Genomic DNA, 19419 nt, shown 5'->3' with positions numbered 1-19419 from the left:
CTTCCAATTAAAAATTAACTCTAATCTGCATCTTAATATCCGATCGTTGGTTCCCATCAATTTCATCATAGCCTGATCCTATTGTATTCTTGTTTTTATAACTATAAATCCCATATCTTAACCAATAGGTTATTTTTTTATTGATTTTAAATGAAGAATTAATAAAAAATCTGGATCCTGTATCATAATAATTAGCCATGGAGTAACCGTATAAAACATCTTTCTCATTGGCATAAATACGTGAATTATACGTTTCTGTATCAAAAAGTACGTATCGAGTATTTAATTGCCATTTAGCTGAAAATAAACTATAGTTGGCTTCAAGGCCAATAGCAAAGCCATTTTCTGAAGGATGCACTCCAATTTGGTACTTACAGACATCCATTCTGTTTTTTATTGATAAGCGCTCCGATATCCGGTATTCAATTTGTATGCGAATGTTTTCTTGTTTAATAGTTTCTACAGGAGTAATGGTCGATTCATCATTTGATAAATTGCCTTGCTTTTCCTGTTTGCGGTAGCGAGCACTGAAGCTTAGCAAAGAAGATGGAGAATAAACTAACTGCGAGAATAATTCGTGCCCATAGGAGGGGGCATCAATTCGATATTTTAACCACGGGAAGCGAAATAAATCAGCATAAGCAGAGTATTCCAGTTTTTTTGAAAAATGAATCGTTAAGCCTGAATAAAATCCTTGTTCATTTGTTGGAGTACTACTTTCTGAGATGGGATCAGCAAAAATGTTACCGAAGTTTTTCGGGAAACATCTTTGCTGCAAAAGTAACGTAATGCTTTTTGACAAACTGACTAAAACACCATTTAGAGTTGCAACTGCGCTGGTGTTTTGCTTTGTGGTTTCTCCAAAAAAATAAAAATTAGCGTTTGAATAATTGTAAGCAACAGATAAAGTAGTTTGCTCTTTACCTCTGAATAAAAACTGATTATAAAATTTAATAGTGGACTGTAAAGGTATAGTATAGCTAAGATGAAAAGCGGTGAACTCTATTCCTAGATTTTTGACCGGATGTGAATTAATATTAAAACCGTACACTAATTGATCAACTGTATTTTTATCTGAAATTTCGTTCAATGTGCGATGATAACCCGTTTCAAGAATAGATGTTACATGTTTATTTTCGGTAGAATCAAGCTCAATATTTCCATCTAGCTTACGGTAGGAAACGAACGGAGTCATAGTATTTGATTTACTAATTGCAATAGTTGCGGACACCCCTCTGAAAAAACCATATTCACCCGACGATCGATAGGGTTTGCTTCCAATCCCAACTTTTGCCATTGATAATACCAATGGACTTTTATTAAAACTATAGCCTCCCCACATTGCCAAACCTTGGCCAAATTGCAGGAGGTAATCTCCTAGTATTATGCGTTTAAGAACGCCTCTATTTAAAAGAGTAACATTACCTGCATAAAAATCAAAACCTTTTGTTTGCCCTCCATTAAAGAAAACTTCTCCTGGATCTTTTTCACCGATAACAGTCAAGCTTAATCGATCAGGTAGATTATAAGAGTATCGTGTATATAATCCAATTGCGCTGCCTTTATATACACTTGTTCCTGCTGTAGTTTGAAAACCTTTCTTTATTTCCAGCGGCATGAGGGTTCGGAATATAAATTCTCTTTCAGGTTTTCTATTGCTCACTGAGAAGGAAGATCCTACTTTGGTAAAGGATGCCAATCTGCGAATGGTTTCAATATCAAAAGATGATATACTTTGTAACTCTGTTAAATTTATGAGCGCCCCATATTTTTTTTTGTGATCTTGTAATGCATTTATTTGGAGTTCGTTTAAAATATAAAGTGATTTTAGTTCTGCTGAACTGGCAAAATTTAAGTCAAGAGGATGTTTTTTATAGTAATACAGCTTATCAGTTAGATCATTGATGTCAATATCTTCAGTTGCTACCTTATCCGCTATAGATTCGACAATATTTTCAATAATAGGGTCGATGTCATTTTGGGCAATAGCCGACTTGGTAAAGAGTAAATAAACTAATAAAAATAGTGTTGATGAATACTTAAAACTCATATCCTAAACTAAATTGAGGTGAATATCCTAATGAGACATGAGTAGAAGCAGCAACATCGAGTTTAATTTTTTTCAACAAGATTCCCATCCCAAAATATTGACGTAATGGAAAGCTTGAAATACCACCTCGTACGGCAACCATTTCTAGTGGTTTATATTCCATGCCAACTTTTGTGTTAACAGGAAAGCCTAATGATTTTTCAACTTCAGTAGTAATAAATGCTTTGGGGGAAAAGGTATATAATGCACCTAAACAGAAGATGGTTTCAATCGGATTAATTAAATCGTTCCCAAATTTTGCTCGGGTAGGATTAACGATTTGTGTGGCTAAAACTAATTGATCTGTTAATTTAGCTTGAATGCCTAAATCAACTGAAAATGTATACGTTAAACCATAAGATTCAATGTTTAAGGAATGATAATTAAATTTAAGTCCGGCGCTAAATCGTTCACTGAGTTTTTTGCCATAACTTAATGATGATAGCATTACATTGTAAGATTCAAAACCGGTAGAGCTGAAACTACAACCGAAATAATTAGTTTGTACAGGAAAAGCGGCAACCACAGATTTTACACTGAGTTCTTTCGTTACAAATCGATTATCATAGCCGAAAGAAACTGTGGGGCTTTTTATTGCAGTAAAACCAGCTGGATTATAAGATACATTCCATATATCTGACATTGCTGATCCTGCATTAGCCATTGCACTGAACCGTGCACCCATAAAAAATATTTGTCCATGTGCCTTTGTGCTAATAAGACATATAAGCAAAATACCAAGTATGATTATTCGAATCATAAAAATGGGCTTCAGTAGTTGTTTTTAAGAAGATGTAGAATTAATTTACAAAAAAAATGTATTCAAAAGAAATAAAATATTATTAAAAGTTAATTTTATTAAATTGATTGCAAGAGGGAATTGTGGGATGGCCGGAAAACGAAATAAACCTCATCAATGGCTTTGATTTATTATATAAGACCAACGTCGGAGAAAAGCTTTTGATTCGAAGAGCTAGCAGTACTTTAAAAAAAACGGTCGAAAAGGTTAAAAGGAATATTTAATTGTTAAATTATTGTGCATCAGTTTATAAAAAGTTTTGCCTACATGTCTTTGCGCAAATGAGACATATAGGCAAAACACCCAGATGATTTTTCGAATCATAGAAATGGTAGATGATCTAATATTGAATATACAAAAAAGATTTATTTATTCAAATAGATCAATCCTAGAGCTCAGGTAAATTCATATTATGAATTATAATTCGTTCTTAAGCTGATTTAGAAATGATTTAATTTTTACCAATGAATCAATCACTTTTTGTCTATCAGTTTCAATATTTTTGTTGTTTTTCATATGTTCCTTTGCACCTTGGAGGGTAAACCCTTTATCTTTTACGAGGAAATAAATGATTTTTAAATTCTCCACATCTTCTGGAGTAAAAAGCCGATTACCTTTCTTATTTTTCTTAGGCTGAAGTACATCAAATTCTTTCTCCCAAAACCTAATTAATGAAGTATTCACATTGAACATTTCAGCTACTTCACCAATGGTATAATACAATTTATTAATGTCCCGTTCTTTATAAGGCATAATTTTAGTCAAATGATTGATTAATTCTTGATGAAAGCTCCAGCATTTTGGCATATTCTGCCGGACTCAGGTCATTAAAGTAGAAGTTAATCGGATTAATAGGCTTTCCGTTTTTGTGAACTTCATAATGACAATGCGGGCCAGTAGAAGCTCCGGTACTGCCCACAAAACCTATTACTTCTCCTCGCTTAATACGTTGCCCTGTCCATACCTTTATTTTACTCATATGCCCATACAATGTTGTATAACCATAACCATGGTTGATTTCCACCCTATTCCCATAACCACGTTCTGTTCCTGATTCTGATACTATTCCATCGCCGGTTGCATAAATTTCAGTTCCCACAGGTGAAGTAAAATCCATGCCGGCATGCAACTTACGAGTTTTATAAATAGGATGAATACGGTATCCAAAACCCGAAGCCATACGGGTTAAATCTTTATTGGAAATGGGTTGAATTGCAGGAATTGATGCTAAAAGTCTGTCCTTGTTTTTGACTTCCCGAGTTAAAAAATCATAAGATTTCGATTGTATGTAAAGCTTTTTAGCAAGCATATCAAGTTTACGAGTGCTTTGAATCATTAACGATGAGTAATTCGATTTTTCCAAGGCTTTATATCGTTCAACGCCGTTAAATCCAATAGAGCGTTCTTTTGCTGAAATGGGCTCAGCTTCAAATATTATACGGTAAATATCATTATCTCGTTCCTGTAAATCATTCAGTACAACGTCCATTTGTTTAGCACGTTTTTGCAAAATATCATACTGAACCGTTAACTCTTCAATTTGTTTTTTTAACTCTTTTTCGTTGGGTGAATCGAGTACATTATAGGCAATGCTCAATAAAATAGCTGAAAAAATACTGGCAGTAGCAAGATAACCTAAGACACGTCCTGTTTTTTTCTTCCAATTTAAATCAACTTTTTCGTAACTGAGAGTATTTGAATTATAAAAATACTTTACTTTTTTGGCCATTCGAACTGATAAACTTCTCTAAATAAGAAAACTAATTCCTGAAAAACATTCAGGTTCTAAATTTTATGTCTGATTCCTACTAAACTAAACCAGGTAAACACATTTTCTTCAGACATTCATCAACGGTTATTTGAACGAAAAGGAGTTAGTATTGTTGCATAAAAAACATTAAAATGAATAATGAAGCTAAGAATTGTATGGTTAATTCGATGCGATTACAAAATCCTTCTAAAAACGCTAATTCACTAACAAACTATTCAACTAAAGCATTATTTTTGGTCAAAATTACAAAAATGGATTCTAGAAGCATACGCAAGGCATTCCTCGATTATTTTGAAAGCAAACAACATAAAATTGTTCCTTCAGCACCTTTGGTTGTAAAAAATGATCCTACTCTGATGTTTATCAATTCGGGTATGGCTCCTTTTAAAGACATTTTTCTTGGTGTTTCTCCTGTGAAATTTCCACGCGTAGCTGACACTCAAAAATGCTTGCGGGTTTCTGGTAAACATAATGATTTGGAAGAAGTAGGCATCGATACCTACCACCATACTATGTTTGAGATGCTTGGCAACTGGAGTTTTGGTGATTATTTCAAAAAAGAAGCTATTGAATGGGCTTGGGAACTTCTTACTGAAGTTTACAATTTGCCAAAAGATCGCTTATATGTAACCGTTTTTGAAGGTGATGCGAAAGAAAATCTTGCCCCTGATCATGAAGCATTAGATATTTGGAAGAAATACATTGCCGAAGACAGAATTCTTTACGGTAATAAAAAAGATAATTTTTGGGAGATGGGCGATCAGGGTCCTTGCGGTCCTTGTTCCGAAATTCATATTGATTTACGTTCTGATGCAGAACGCGCAAAACTTGATGGAAAAGTATTGGTAAATAATGATCATCCACAAGTTGTTGAAGTATGGAACAACGTTTTTATGGAGTTTAATCGTAAAGCGGATGGTTCATTGGAAAAACTTCCTGCTCAACACGTTGATACCGGAATGGGCTTTGAACGTTTGTGCATGGCTTTACAAGGTAAAACTTCAAACTACGATACCGATGTTTTCCAACCGATGATTCAGTTTATTGCTGGTCAATGTGGTATTGCTTATGGAAAAGATGAAAAAACGGATATTGCCATGCGCGTAATGGCCGATCATATTCGTGCCATTTCGTTTACAATTACTGATGGGCAGCTGCCTTCAAATACCGGAGCCGGTTATGTGATTCGTCGCATTTTACGTCGAGCGGTACGTTATGGTTATACATTCCTTAATTTAAAAGAGCCGTTTTTATATAAACTGGTTGATCTTTTAGCCGAACAATTCGACGGGGTATTCAATGAACTAAAAGAGCAAAAAGACTTTGTTAAGAAGGTTGTAAAAGAAGAAGAGACTTCATTCTTGCGTACTCTTGAAAAAGGGATTATAGAATTTGAACAATATATTAAATCCGTTAAATCTGTTAAAAAAGAAGTGTCGGGCGAGTTTTCTTTTAAACTTTATGACACGTTCGGATTTCCTATTGACCTTACCCAATTATTAGCAAGAGAAATGGGCTGGACAGTTGACATGGAAGGCTTTAACAAATATCTTCAAGAACAAAAAAGCCGCTCACGCGCTGCAACCGCTATTGATACCGGTGACTGGATAATGGTTGGCGCTGAAAAAGAAACGGAATTCATAGGGTATGACGAACTTGAAGCTGAAGTTACTATCATTAAATATCGTAAAGTAAAAGCGAAAGGTAAAGAACAGTTCCAGATTGTTTTAACGAAAACGCCTTTTTACGCTGAAGGCGGTGGTCAGGTAGGAGACACAGGAGTATTGGAAAATGCTAATGAGATCATTTTCATTACCGATACCAAGAAAGAAAATAACCTGATTATCCACTTTACTGATGCATTGCCAGAAGATTTAACAAAGTCATTCATCGCTAAAGTCGATTCAGATAAACGAAAAGAAACAGCTAATAATCATTCTGCAACTCACTTATTGCATGCAGCATTGAAACAAGTGCTAGGTTCACATGTGAATCAAAAAGGTTCATTGGTAAATGCCGAGCAATTACGTTTCGACTTCTCCCATTTTGCTAAAGTTACTGATGAGGAAATCAAGCAGATTGAAGAAATTGTTAACAAAAAGATCCGTGAAAATATTGCTCTGAATGAAAAACGTAACGTTCCATTTCAGCAAGCAGTTGACGCAGGTGTTACGGCTTTATTCGGTGAAAAATATGGCGATTTTGTTCGTGTGATTACATTTGATCCAAGTTACTCTAAAGAATTGTGCGGAGGTATACACGTACCAGCAACCGGACAAATCGGTCAATTTAAAATTGTTTCTGAAAGTGCTGTTGCTGCCGGAGTGCGTCGTATTGAGGCCATTACAGCAAGTAAAGCTGAAGCTTTTATGAATGAACAGCTTGAAATTGTAAATGAAGTACGTAGCCTGGTTAAGAATCAGGACGTGCTAAAAGGCTTACAAGCCATTCTTGATGAAAATACCAAGTTGAAAAGGGATATTGAGCAAATGATTCTTCAGAAAGCATCACACATTAAAGACGAACTAGCTCAACAAGTTGAAAATATTAATGGAGTTAATTTCATTGCTAAACAATTGGATATTCCTTCAGCAGAAGCCATTAAAAATTTAGCATTTGAGATGAAAGCCAAAATCGATAATCTCTTTTTGGTTATTGCAGCCGATATTGACGGCAAACCGAATTTAACAGTTATGCTTTCTGATAACCTGGTTGCCGACAAAGGCCTTAATGCTTCTCAAATTGTGCGTGAGTTAGGCAAAGAAATCCAAGGGGGAGGAGGAGGACAGCCTTTCTATGCAACCGCTGGAGGTAAAAATCTAAGTGGTTTGAGAAAAGCATTGGATAAAGCAAAAGAACTGGTTTCTAAATAATATTTTCGGATTTATATTCAGTTTGGCGGAGATATATCAAAGTTGTATCTCCGCTTTTTTGTTTACAGCAAGGCAATAATGCGTAACGGAGCTCCACTACCGCCGGCAATTTTCATTGGCAAAGCAATGATTGAGAAGCTTTTTGTTGGTAGAAGATTCATATTTGCAACATTCTCAAAAATGGGCACCATATGTTCTGTTAATATAACATGAGTTTCAAAAAGAGTTGACTGTCCGAAATCAATGCTCGGCGTATCAATTCCAACGGCTTTAATTTTTCTAGTGTCTACAAGCCAGGTTGCCGCTTTGGGATCAAGACCAGGGAAATGAAGTTTTTTAACAGCTTCTTTACCTCTTTCATTTGTACCCATGTATTTAATTCTGTCTGGCCAATACTTGCCTAAACCTGTTTTTAACAAAATTATTGTACCTGTTTTAATCTGCCCATTTTTAGTCTCCCAATCCATAAAATCTTGAATGCTTACCAAGTAGTCTCTATTGTCCATACATTTATTTGAAACATCAATTACAATAGCATTGCCTATTAATGATTCAAGAGGAACTTTATCAACTGTTGGTCTGTTTGCATAAAAGTGTGCAGGAGCATCCATATGTGTGCCGCCATGTTCAGGAGAACAAAATGTATTGGCCTCATAATGGTAACCTTTATCGGTAGTGCCTTTAAACTCAGTATTTAACTGAAATCCCGTTTCTGTAGGCCAGAAAATTGTAAGGGAATCAAATGGATAGGAGAGATCAATGATTTTCTTATTTTCCAATTGAGCATAACTGGTCGATATGAAAATGGAAAATATAGCAGTTGAGTAATAAAACAGCTTTTTCATCGTCATATTTGATTTTATAAATAAAAAGACTGTATTCCTGTTTAGAAAAAAATCCCCACAAGTTATAAGCACTGTGAGGATCATAATTTATCCTGATCGAAAAATTTATACACCGAATAGATCAGATGAAAGGTATCTATCACCACGATCACAAATAATACAAACAATCACGCCTTCTTCCAATTCGTTGGCTAACCGCAAAGAAGCGGCCACTGCGCCCCCTGAACTCATTCCTGCAAAGAGACCTTCTACTTTCGCCATTTTACGCGTCATGGCTGTAGCTTCCTCTTCAGAAATATCCATTGTTCTATCAACACGTTCAGGCTCAAAAATTGTTGGTAAATATTCTTTTGGCCATCTACGAATCCCCGGAATTCTGGAGCCGTCAGTTGGTTGGCAGCCTATAATTTGTATAGTTGGATTTTTCTCCTTTAAAAATCTCGACACACCCATTATTGTACCTGTAGTCCCCATTGATGAAACAAAATGAGTAATAGTACCTTCAGTATCTCTCCAAATTTCGGGGCCAGTACCTTGATAGTGTGCGCCATAGTTATCCGGATTTCCAAACTGATTCAACATTACATGGGTGCCTTTTTCAACCTGAGCAGTTGCATAATCAATAGCTTCTTCCATAGAACCTTCAGCTGATGTGAGGGTAACTTTGGCGCCAAAAGCTTCCATTGTTAAAACCCGTTCACGTGTTGAGTTTTCTGGCATCACCAGTTCAATGTCTAAATTAAATAAACGTGCTATCATTGCCAATGCAATGCCCGTATTGCCACTGGTAGCCTCAATCAATTTCATACCCGGTCCAATTTCCCCTCTATCCAACGCGCCTTTAATCATTCCGTATGCAGCTCTGTCTTTAACGCTTCCGCCAGGATTATTTCCTTCTAACTTACAATAAATCTTCACTTTCGGGTTATCATGAAGGCGGGTGATTTCAATAAGAGGTGTATTGCCTATTAGGTCTATAAGTTTGGTCATGCTATGAGAAGCTGTGTCGGTCTGCATCATAATATTTAGCTGTTACTAACAAATGGTTATTCGGTTATGTCTTGAGTGAAATGCTTGTTATTACTTTGATGATAAACTTTTGAGAAAGGAGCAACGCTATTTGTTAGCCAAACATTACCACCAATAATTGAATCATGACCAACAATTGTTTCACCGCCCAAAATGGTAGCTCCTGAATAAATAACCACATTATCTTCAATTGTGGGATGACGTTTGGTACTAGCAAGATTTTTACTTACACTTAACGCTCCTAATGTAATTCCTTGGTACAACTTTACATGTTTGCCAATAATACAGGTTTCGCCAATTGTAATTCCGGTACCATGATCTATGAAAAAATACTTATCAATTCTAGCACCTGGATGAATGTCAATTCCTGTCTTTGAATGCGCGTATTCAGTTAAAATGCGTGGTAAAAATGGAATACCTAATTTATGCATGCTATGGGCCAAACGGTAATAAGAAATTGCAAAAACTCCAGGGTAGGTCCGAATTACTTCGAACTCACTTTTGGCAGCCGGATCACCAGTATGAATAGCCTCAATATCAGTAAGTAAGGTTTCATATATTTCAGGCAAACTATTCATTAATGCTGCCGACAAATCTGCTGCATTTTCTGAAAGATGATTTTGCATGGTTGAAAGTAAAGCTGTCCATTTCAATTCACACTCCGTAAACTTTTCTTGTAATTCTTCAAATGACTGTATACGTTGATTTGTCTTTTCAGGAAATAGCAATTTGAATAATTGCTCCGCTTGTTTACAAACCTTCTTATTAGAAGGAAAGGTGTAAGTGTTTTGACCCTTATCAAATATCTTATACAAAAATTGTTTATCCATGCTCATAATTACTACAAATATCTAGGAAACATTGTTGTGAATTAACTTTTTATTTTTTTAAATATTTAATTGATTAATAGGAATTTGGTAATTCGAAAGGTGGTGTATACAATTTTTAAGCACAAACATTAGTCCATGTTTTTTCTGATCTGAAATTTTTTTTGAGCTATAAAATCAAGAATGGTTATGCCAAAAATAGGATAGAAATAAGAAATTAATAGACAAAAACAGATTATGAATCCGTTTTTTCAGTTGTACTATTCATGTTTTCAGTTAAATTTAAGCTATACTGCATGTTTATAGGAACTGATATACTAAAACGACTACCCTGACCAAGTACACTATCAACCCATATTCTTCCACCATTTCTTTCGACAAAATCTTTGGCAAGAATAAGCCCCAACCCGGTACCCACTTCGTTTGCAGTTCCGACGGTTGAGAAATGATCCATGCTAAACAATTTTTGCTGATGTTCTTTACTCATTCCAATGCCATTGTCTTCAATAATAATAATTAATTTATCTGGGGTTCGTCGTGTATTTACTACAATTCGACCTGTTTTATGGGTAAACTTAATCGCATTAGAAAGCAGATTCCGAATTACCACTTTAATCATATTCGGATCAGCATAAGCTGAAGCATCACTTGCAACATTATTAATTAAGGATATTTTTTTATTATCAGCTTCAGGTTTAAGCAATTGAAAAAAACTTTCCACCATCGGGTAAATATTGATGTTTAATGGACTGATACGCTGACCAAGCATTTGAGTATTAGACCAATACAGTAAATTATCCAGCAACTGCATATTCTGGTCAACACGTTCAGTAAGTTCAATAGACAATGCATTAAAATCTTCGGGAGAAATAAGCTTCTCATTTAATAAATTAAGTAAGCCTTGTAATGAGGTTAAAGGGCCGCGAAGGTCATGAGCGATGATCGAAAAAATCTTGATTTTTATAAGATCTTGATTTTCAAGATTTTTATACTGTTTGCTTATTAATTTATTTTGCAAAGAAATCTCTTCCCGTTGTTTCTCAACCCGGTAGCGTTCGTACTTGTAATTTTTTTTAACGGCGGAAAGAATGAATACTATGCAAATGTAAATCAGTGTAAACGTGCTGGAATAATCCAGATAACGAATGTGCCTTGAAGGATATGGATCAATAGTAGAAGGGAAAAAATATTCAACCGAATATAACGCAATACAGATTGAAATACTAACAAATCCAATTACGAAATGATACTTCTCATCAGTAATAATAAGGGCTACAATGGAGTGATATAATACTACAATAATCATTGGCCCTTCACTACCTCCAGAGTTAAACCATGTGATTATACTCAGGAGATAACCAAAAATAATAAATAAGATAGTGGAAAGCTTAAATCGATGCTTAACTCTTGATTGATAATACAAAAAAACAAGAAAAATTTCACCAATTATTGCCATCAGAATGGTTAACGGAAATAGATTGGTTACTATATTAATTACGATTGTTCCTAAAATGAAAACAATACTGATAATGCATGCTAAATTAAATATTCTGTTTTCAAGGGTGTAATTATTATAGTTACCACTAATTTCTTTAAAGATATTTCTGAATAACTTCATCTTATTACTTCAGTATTTATGCTAGTACTCTTGAATATGATCACCTATTCAATATCCATATTTTTAATCAAAAAAAAGAGTGTTTAAAATATTAAGAATAATAAACAATATATGGTGTTTTAAAATATCATTTTTCAGATCATTATAGATTCACATATTCTACTATTTTTGTAGAAAGTTATGTTGTCAACCGTCTACGATAAATATGAAGTGGTTGTTGGTTTGGAAGTTCATGCCCAATTAGCCACAAAGAGTAAGATATTTTCTAGTGATTCTGCCCAATTTGGCATTGCTCCTAATACAAATATCAATGTTATATCCCTAGGTCATCCTGGTACTCTTCCTAAATTAAATGAAAAAGTGGTAGAGTATGCGGTTAAAATGGGATTAGCAACCAACTGCACTATTCGCCAGCAAAACTGGTTTGCTCGGAAGAATTACTTTTATGCTGATTTGCCAAAAGGATATCAGATTTCTCAGGATACGGCTCCAATATGTTATGACGGACACATAGTTGTGAAACTAAAAGATGGTACAAAAAGAACCATTCGTATCGGTCGTATCCATATGGAAGAGGATGCTGGTAAAAGTATGCATGACCAAGATCCCTATGATTCATTTATTGATTTAAATAGGGCAGGGGTTCCTTTAGTTGAAATTGTATCGGAACCCGATATTCGTAGTGCGGAAGAAGCTGCATTGTACCTTACAGAAATTCGCAAGCTTCTACGTTATCTTGAAATTTGCGATGGAAATATGGAAGAAGGAAGTATGCGCTGTGATGCCAATATTTCGGTTCGGTTAAAAGGTGCCGATAAATACGGTAATCGTTGTGAAGTGAAAAATATGAATTCCATTCGCAATGTTCAACGAGCTATCGAACATGAGTTTAAGCGTCAGGTTGAATTGATTGAAGCAGGGGAAGTTATCGATCAGAATACTTTAAATTTTGATGCATCAACCGGAACAACATCCGTTCTCCGCAGTAAAGAGATGGCTAATGATTATCGGTATTTTCCGGAGCCAGATCTTACTCCAATCAGCTTAACGAATGAATATATAGCCAAAATTCAGGCTGAGCTGCCAATGTTACCTGAACAGTTATTTACTAAATTCATAGAAGTGCTCGGGTTGACAGAATATGATGCCGGCAACTTAATCGAAAATAAAGAGATAGCAGCTTATTTCGAATGCATTACTCAGTTTACTCAAAACTATAAGGCCGCTGCTAACTGGATGATGGGTGCAGTAAAATCGTATTTAAACGAACATTCAATTGAGATAGCAGAATTTCCGATTAAATCAAAAGCAATTGCTGATTTAATTGATTTAATTGATTCTGGAAAAATTAATAATTCGGTTGCAAATCAAACCTTGTTTCCTGCATTAATTGCTAATCCTTCAAAATCACCTGAACAAATCGCCCAAGAGCTTGGCCTTTTTATAAATTCAGATGATACAGAACTAATTGGTTTTATTGATCAGGTATTAACCAAATATCCTGATAAAGTAAAGGAATATCACTTAGGTAAGAAAAATCTTACAGGTTTGTTTATGGGTGAAGTTATGAAATTAAGCAAAGGTAAAATTGATCCTAAATCAGCAAACAAATTACTAACTGATCAACTTCAAAAATTAAAGTAAGAAATGTTGAAAAGCACCGCGCTAGTTATCGCACTGTTATTATGTATCGCATGCTCGCAATCTAAACAAGCCAAAAGCGTTAAAGCGGAAACAGATACAATGAAAGTTGTTTCAACCGTTGATACTGTTAAACTTCCTATTGGTCACGAGGAGGGTTATCGGGCTCCGGAAATCAGTCTCCAGGATGTAAATGGGAAAATGCTCTCACTTTCATCATTGCGAGGTAAATATGTTTTGATTGACTTTTGGGCGTCATGGTGTGCTCCATGTCGCAATGAAATGCCAAGCGTTGTTAAATTGTATGCCGACTATAAAGATCAAAATTTTGAGATCTTTGGAGTTTCTTTAGATACAAAAAAGGAAAATTGGGTAAAAGCCATAATGGATGATCACATCACCTGGCTTCAAGTAAGTGAACTGAAAAGCTGGCAATCTCAGGCAGTAAGAGATTATGGAATTGATGCCATTCCAGCCACTTGTATTATTGATCCCAAGGGGATGATTATAGCTAAAAACCTTCATGGAGATGAATTAAAACAATTCATGAAAAAATTGTTTAATAAATAAAGATTGTATATTAAATTGACCTTACCTCTTAACAATATCTTAATATTTGGTTAACACATTTCTTCAATTAGCAATTTACCTTTATGGAAAATTTAGATATGAATAATCCGAAACAGAAAATTCTGATTGTCGATGATGAACCAGATATTCTTGAACTAATTGAGTATAATCTCAAAAAGGAAGGCTATCAGGTTTTTTTGGCTGGTAATGGTCAGGAAGCTGTAACCGTAGCCAGGAAAGTAATACCTGATTTAATCATTTTGGACATAATGATGCCCAAAATGGATGGTATTGAAGCCTGTCGATTAATGCGTAGCATGCCTGAGTTTAAAAATACGTTTATGGTATTCTTAACCGCCCGCAGCGAAGAATACTCCGAAATTGCAGGTTTTAATGTTGGGGCTGATGATTATATTGCTAAACCGATAAAACCGCGTGCTTTAATCAGCCGTATTAATGCTATTCTTCGAAGAAATACCTTTACTGAAGATTCTTTTGAAAATAAAGTAGAAATTGGTGATTTGGTAATTGATCGTGAAGCGTTTGTGGTGTATCAAGGTGGAACCAAAATAGTATTAGCTAAAAAAGAATTTGAATTACTGTATTTGTTGGCTTCAAAACCCGGCAAAGTATATACAAGAGAAACAATTCTAAAGAACATTTGGGAGGATTCTGTAGTAGTTACAAACCGTACCATTGATGTTCATATCCGTAAATTGAGAGAAAAATTAGGCGATAGCTATGTAACTACTGTAAAGGGAGTCGGCTATAAATTTGAACTATGATAAAGAATCCTACACCACGCATTATTGCTTTTCTTACGGCTACTATTTTAACTTGTGTGGTCAGCGTTATTTCTCTTATTTTTCAATCAAAATGGCTTGAAGTAAGTATTTCCAGTGCGTTAACATTTGCAATTTCGTACCTGCTTACACTCTATGCATTAGAATTTTTTATCTACCGAAAGATAAAACTCATCTACAAAAGTATACATCAATTAAAAACTAAAAAGAGTGATCCATTGTTGCCTCCTCTTTTTGGGATAATTGAAGACCCTATTTCAGAAGTCACTAAAGACGTTTTGAAATGGGCCGAAGATCAAACAGTAGAAATTGAGCAACTAAAAAAGAACGAAGAATTTCGGAAAGAGTTTTTGGGAAATGTTTCGCATGAACTTAAAACACCTATTTTTAATATTCAAGGCTATATACATACTTTGCTAGAAGGGGCAATGGATGATCCTGATATTAACATACATTTTCTTACAAAAGCTGCCAAAAGTACCGACCGTATAGCTGCGTTGGTTGAAGATCTTGAATCAATTTCTCAATTGGAGTCAGGATACCTGACCATGGAAATGGAAACGTTTGATATTCATGACCTTACCAAAGATATTTTCGACTCATTGGAGTTTATGGCCAGAGAAAAGCAAATCGAGTTTGGCTTTAAAGCAGGGGCCGATGCCCCGTTCATTGTAGAGGCCGATAAATCACGTATTCGTCAGGTTTTGGTAAACCTAATTTCTAATTCCATTAAATATGGAAATACTGGCGGTCGCACACTGCTTGGTTTGTATGATATGGATGAAAATATTTTGATTGAAGTTTCTGATAATGGTATTGGAATTGAAGCAGAGCACATTCCTCGATTATTTGAACGATTCTTCAGAGTCGACAGAAGTAGATCGCGAAGTGGAGGAGGAACTGGTTTGGGATTAGCAATTGTGAAACACATTATTGAGGCTCATAATCAAACCATCAATGTTCGCAGTAGTCCAGGCATTGGAACCACTTTTGGTTTTACATTAAAAAAAGCATAGTTAATTAAGGTTTAGATCCTAAGATTAAAGGCAAGATGCTAATGTAATTGATTCGCAATCGTATAAGTTAATAACCTTAAATCTTTTAACCTTTAACCTTTTTTACTTTCTTTGCCTCCATATGTTAGGTTTTCAAAAAAATGTTGCAAGAATATCTTTTGTTCTTGCTTTTTGTTTGTTTATCAGTGGGTGTAAACAAACTCCTTCTCAAAATTCGAATCCAGAAAATCCTGCTGACCACTTTGTTAGTCCAAATGATGGAAGTCTATTAGTTTCCGGAACACCTTTAATAATACAGTTGCAAACTGCTACCTCAGCTCCTGACTCGATTGTTTATAAAGTAGATGGTAACAGATTAAAAAATACAACAGACTCTTCTTCTTTTAGACTAGATGCAAATATAGTTGGACTAGGAGTACACCAGTTAACCGCTGAAATTTTTGTAAAGCAAAACAAACAGGTTATTACTTCAAATTTTACTATTTATTCGAATGAAGCTCCGGCTCAATTAAACTATAAAGTTGTTCAAACTTATCCTCATGATATTAAAGCCTATACAGAAGGTTTAGAATTTCATAATGGAAAATTATATGAAAGTACAGGAGAATATGGCATTTCAGACATTCGATTGGTGAATTTGAAAAATGGAAAGGTTAAGAAATGCAGTGCCTTGGATAAAGATAAATTTGGAGAAGGAATTACCATTTTCAATAATAAAATTTATCAGCTTACTTACCGTGAAGGCGTGGGTTACGTTCGCAATCTATCAACCTTTGCCATCGAAAAAACCTTTAATTACCCAAAAACTAGCGAAGGTTGGGGGATGACTCACACAGATAAATACTTGCTCAAAACAGATGGTTCTGAATGTATAACATTCATGGATCCGATTACATTGAAAGATGTAAAAAACATTCAGGTGTATTCGAATAGCACTTCAATAAAAGATATTAATGAATTGGAGTATGTTAATGGAATAATCTACGCGAACGTTTATCAAACCAATTACATCATTTCTATTGATGCAGAGTCTGGCAAAGTATTAGGTTTTTTAGATCTCTCTTCTTTACTAACAGAGGCCGACAAACATCCGAAAATAGATGTATTGAATGGAATAGCTTATGATCCAACAAGTAAACATTTTTTTGTAACGGGTAAAAACTGGCCAAAAATGTTTGAAATAGAAGTTAACTCTCCTAATTCAAACAAAGTAATTGCTCAGAATTGATTGTTCGAATAGATGAATTTATACAAGAATAATCTATGTAATCATCTACTATTATTTTCCTAAATTCGCGACATGAAGTTTCCGCAGTTTAAAGATCTTATAATTTTTGAAAATGATGATGTAATCGTTGTAAATAAACCCCCATTTCTTGCATCGATTGATGAGCGCAATGGTGGTGAATTGAATTTGCTTCGAATGGCTAAAAGATATTGGGATGAAGCACAAATTTGTCATCGTCTAGACAAAGAAACTTCAGGGGCTTTGATTTTTGCTAAAAATCCTGAAGCTTATCGTTGCATCTCTATGCAGTTTGAGCACCGACAAGTTAAAAAAGTATACCATGCAGTTATTGAAGGCACTCATGTTTTCGATAATAAATTAGTGGATCTGCCTATCGCAAACCTAGGAAAAGGAAACGTAACCATTGATCGTTATGAAGGTAAGCGAGCTGAAACCTATTTTAACTCTTTAAAATATTATAAGCATTTTACTCTGGTTGAATGCTTACCATTAACGGGTAGAATGCACCAAATTCGTATTCACTTGGCTACTCAGCGGGCTTCTATTGTTGCTGATGAAATGTATGGTGGCCACAATCCTAAATTGTCAGCTATAAAAAAAGGATATAAGTTTTCAAAAGATGAAGAGGAACAACCGCTTATTAAGCGTTTTGCACTACATGCTAAGCAAGTAACTTTTGCTCTTCCGAATGACGAAAATATTACGATTGAAGCTGAGTACCCTAAAGACTTTGCTACCTTCATAAAACTATTAGATAAATTCGATAGTTAGAGATTTAAAAAAACTCATTATAAAAAATGGCCTCGAATATTTCGAGGCCATTTTTTATAAAACTTATACTATTTTCCGGATAACTTATGATTAAGCGTAACCGAGAAGTTTCATTACCTGCTTAGAATTCTGCTCTTCGCCAAATACTTCATAGTTAAATGTTTCATCACGGTTACGGCGAATAAGAATGTGTTTAGGTGTTGGCATTAAACAATGATGAATGCCTCCATAGCCGCTCAATACATCCTGATAAGCCCCGGTGTGAAAAAATCCTAAATACTGAACCTTACGTGTTTTAGGCATATACACAGAGTTCATATGTGCTTCCTGGTTATAGTAATCCTGACCATCGCAGGTGATACCTCCAAGATTTACACGTTCGTATTCTGCATCCCAATTATTTATTGGAAGAAGAATATATTTTTGATTTAAGGCCCAAACATCAGGTAAGTTGGTAATAAAACTACCATCTAACATTAACCATCTTTCACGATCGTTTTGTTGTTTGCGACCTAATACTTTATATAAAATTCCAGAAGCCTCAGCAACGGTATATTTACCAAACTCAGTAACGATATCCGGTTCTTCAACATCATGCTCCGAGCAGATTTCTTTGATACGTTTAATGATCTCATTGGTCATGTATTCGTAATCAAAATCGAAAACCAACGAATCTTTAAACGGAAAACCTCCACCAATGTCGAGCATGGTAAGGTCTGGATTGATTTTTTTGAACTTACAGAAAAGAGTTACGTATTTTTCCAACTCATTCCAGTAATAAGGAGAATCCTGAATACCTGAATTGATAAAGAAATGCAGCATCTTAATCTTGAAATTCGGATTCTTTTCAATTCGATTATGATAGAAGTCAATGATATCTTCCGCACGAATGCCTAAACGGCTGGTATAGAACTGTGAATCGGGCTGCTCTTCTGATGCAATACGTATCCCAAGGTTACACTCCTGATCGAGCTCATCATCATAGAAATAAAACTCTTCCTTATTATCTAATACAGGCATAATGTTGGTAAATCCATCATGGATCATATCGACAATATATTGCTTGTACTGACTGGTTTTAAATCCGTTACAGATTACATAAACATCTTTACTTACAACGCCTTTTTTCTCGAGTGCATCAATCATCGGCATATCAAATGCTGACGAGGTTTCCAAGTGAATGTCATTTTTTAACGCTTCCTCAACGACATGACGGAAATGCGAACTCTTTGTACAGTAAGTATAAATGTATCTACCACGATAATTATTATTCACTATACCTTTTTGAAATAACAATTTGGCCTGTTGAATCTTTTTAGAAATCAATGGCACATAAGTAAAACGTAGGGGAGTACCATACGTTTCAATTAGTTCCATAAGGTTTAGATCATTAAAATATAATTCATCATCGATGATATCAAAACCATCCTGAGGGAAGCCAACGCTTAGGTCAAGGAATTCCTGGTAACTCTGCATTCTTTAAAATTTGCGCAAATATAAGTTTTAGTAATAAATTAT

16 protein-coding genes are annotated in these 19419 nt (G+C 35.0%); 7 read left to right on the top strand and 9 right to left on the bottom strand.

The genetic code is table 11. From position 1 onward, the window contains the following. Positions 1-7: 7 nt before the first annotated feature. The 4 genes from FN756_RS04150 to FN756_RS04135 all read right to left on the bottom strand — a co-directional run bounded on the left by FN756_RS04150 (position 8) and on the right by FN756_RS04135 (position 4617). On the bottom strand, positions 8-2050 hold the full coding sequence (locus FN756_RS04150) for a helix-hairpin-helix domain-containing protein (protein WP_142601729.1): 2043 nt from the start codon (positions 2048-2050) through the stop codon (positions 8-10). Next, the gene (locus FN756_RS04145) at positions 2040-2774 is read right to left on the bottom strand and encodes a PorV/PorQ family protein (RefSeq protein ID WP_142601727.1); all 735 of its coding nucleotides are present in this window, start codon (positions 2772-2774) and stop codon (positions 2040-2042) included. The genes FN756_RS04150 and FN756_RS04145 overlap by 11 nt, the downstream gene beginning before the upstream one ends. Before the next feature lie 531 nt (positions 2775-3305). Then, on the bottom strand, positions 3306-3641 hold the full coding sequence (locus tag FN756_RS04140) for a MerR family transcriptional regulator (RefSeq protein WP_142601725.1): 336 nt from the start codon (positions 3639-3641) through the stop codon (positions 3306-3308). A 4-nt stretch (positions 3642-3645) separates the two neighbouring features. Next, on the bottom strand, positions 3646-4617 hold the full coding sequence (locus FN756_RS04135) for a peptidoglycan DD-metalloendopeptidase family protein (RefSeq protein WP_142601723.1): 972 nt from the start codon (positions 4615-4617) through the stop codon (positions 3646-3648). 293 nt (positions 4618-4910) lie between these two features. On the opposite strand from FN756_RS04135, the gene alaS reads away from it, so the two are divergent. After that, entirely contained in the window at positions 4911-7532 is a 2622-nt protein-coding gene (gene alaS, locus FN756_RS04130) for an alanine--tRNA ligase (RefSeq protein ID WP_142601722.1), read from the top strand. A gap of 62 nt (positions 7533-7594) precedes the next feature. On the opposite strand, the gene FN756_RS04125 is transcribed toward alaS, so the two are convergent. The 4 genes from FN756_RS04125 to FN756_RS04110 form a co-directional block, all read right to left on the bottom strand. Next, entirely contained in the window at positions 7595-8377 is a 783-nt protein-coding gene (locus tag FN756_RS04125; RefSeq protein WP_142601720.1) for a cyclase family protein, read from the bottom strand. A 105-nt stretch (positions 8378-8482) separates the two neighbouring features. Further along, positions 8483-9367, bottom strand: a complete 885-nt coding sequence (gene cysM / locus FN756_RS04120; protein ID WP_142602184.1) for a cysteine synthase CysM — start codon at positions 9365-9367, stop codon at positions 8483-8485. Positions 9368-9423: 56 nt separating this feature from the next. Then, positions 9424-10236: a serine O-acetyltransferase gene (locus FN756_RS04115; protein ID WP_142601719.1), complete on the bottom strand. Its 813-nt coding sequence runs from the start codon at positions 10234-10236 to the stop codon at positions 9424-9426. A 232-nt stretch (positions 10237-10468) separates the two neighbouring features. Continuing rightward, positions 10469-11851, bottom strand: a complete 1383-nt coding sequence (locus FN756_RS04110) for a sensor histidine kinase (protein ID WP_142601717.1) — start codon at positions 11849-11851, stop codon at positions 10469-10471. Between the two features lie 180 nt (positions 11852-12031). Here FN756_RS04110 and gatB point away from each other — a divergent pair, with 180 nt between their 5' ends. The 6 genes from gatB (at position 12032) to FN756_RS04080 (ending at position 17901) form a co-directional block, all read left to right on the top strand. Further along, positions 12032-13495 carry an Asp-tRNA(Asn)/Glu-tRNA(Gln) amidotransferase subunit GatB gene (gene gatB, locus FN756_RS04105; RefSeq protein ID WP_142601715.1) on the top strand — a complete coding sequence of 488 codons (1464 nt, stop codon included), beginning with the start codon at positions 12032-12034 and terminating at the stop codon, positions 13493-13495. Positions 13496-13594: 99 nt separating this feature from the next. Then, positions 13595-14062, top strand: coding sequence for a TlpA family protein disulfide reductase (locus FN756_RS04100; RefSeq protein WP_221929009.1), 468 nt, complete (start codon positions 13595-13597; stop codon positions 14060-14062). Positions 14063-14160: 98 nt separating this feature from the next. Beyond that, on the top strand, positions 14161-14847 hold the full coding sequence (locus tag FN756_RS04095) for a response regulator transcription factor (protein ID WP_142602182.1): 687 nt from the start codon (positions 14161-14163) through the stop codon (positions 14845-14847). Further along, the gene (locus tag FN756_RS04090) at positions 14844-15881 is read left to right on the top strand and encodes a sensor histidine kinase (protein WP_142601712.1); all 1038 of its coding nucleotides are present in this window, start codon (positions 14844-14846) and stop codon (positions 15879-15881) included. The genes FN756_RS04095 and FN756_RS04090 overlap by 4 nt, the downstream gene beginning before the upstream one ends. Positions 15882-16179: 298 nt before the next feature. Continuing rightward, on the top strand, positions 16180-17109 hold the full coding sequence (locus FN756_RS04085; protein WP_185955171.1) for a glutaminyl-peptide cyclotransferase: 930 nt from the start codon (positions 16180-16182) through the stop codon (positions 17107-17109). A gap of 72 nt (positions 17110-17181) precedes the next feature. Continuing rightward, positions 17182-17901, top strand: coding sequence for an RluA family pseudouridine synthase (locus FN756_RS04080; RefSeq protein WP_142601709.1), 720 nt, complete (start codon positions 17182-17184; stop codon positions 17899-17901). 90 nt (positions 17902-17991) lie between these two features. Here FN756_RS04080 and FN756_RS04075 read toward each other — a convergent pair whose 3' ends face one another. Then, a complete protein-coding gene (locus FN756_RS04075; RefSeq protein WP_142601707.1) occupies positions 17992-19377 on the bottom strand; it encodes a type III PLP-dependent enzyme domain-containing protein in 1386 nt (461 codons plus the stop codon). Between the last annotated feature and the right edge of the window lie 42 nt (positions 19378-19419).

It is taken from the genome of Solitalea koreensis, from assembly GCF_900182575.1.
Taxonomy (GTDB): Bacteria; Bacteroidota; Bacteroidia; order Sphingobacteriales; family Sphingobacteriaceae; genus Solitalea; species Solitalea koreensis.
Note: the sequence above shows the minus strand (reverse complement) of the source record. Positions and strands in the feature narration are given on the sequence as shown.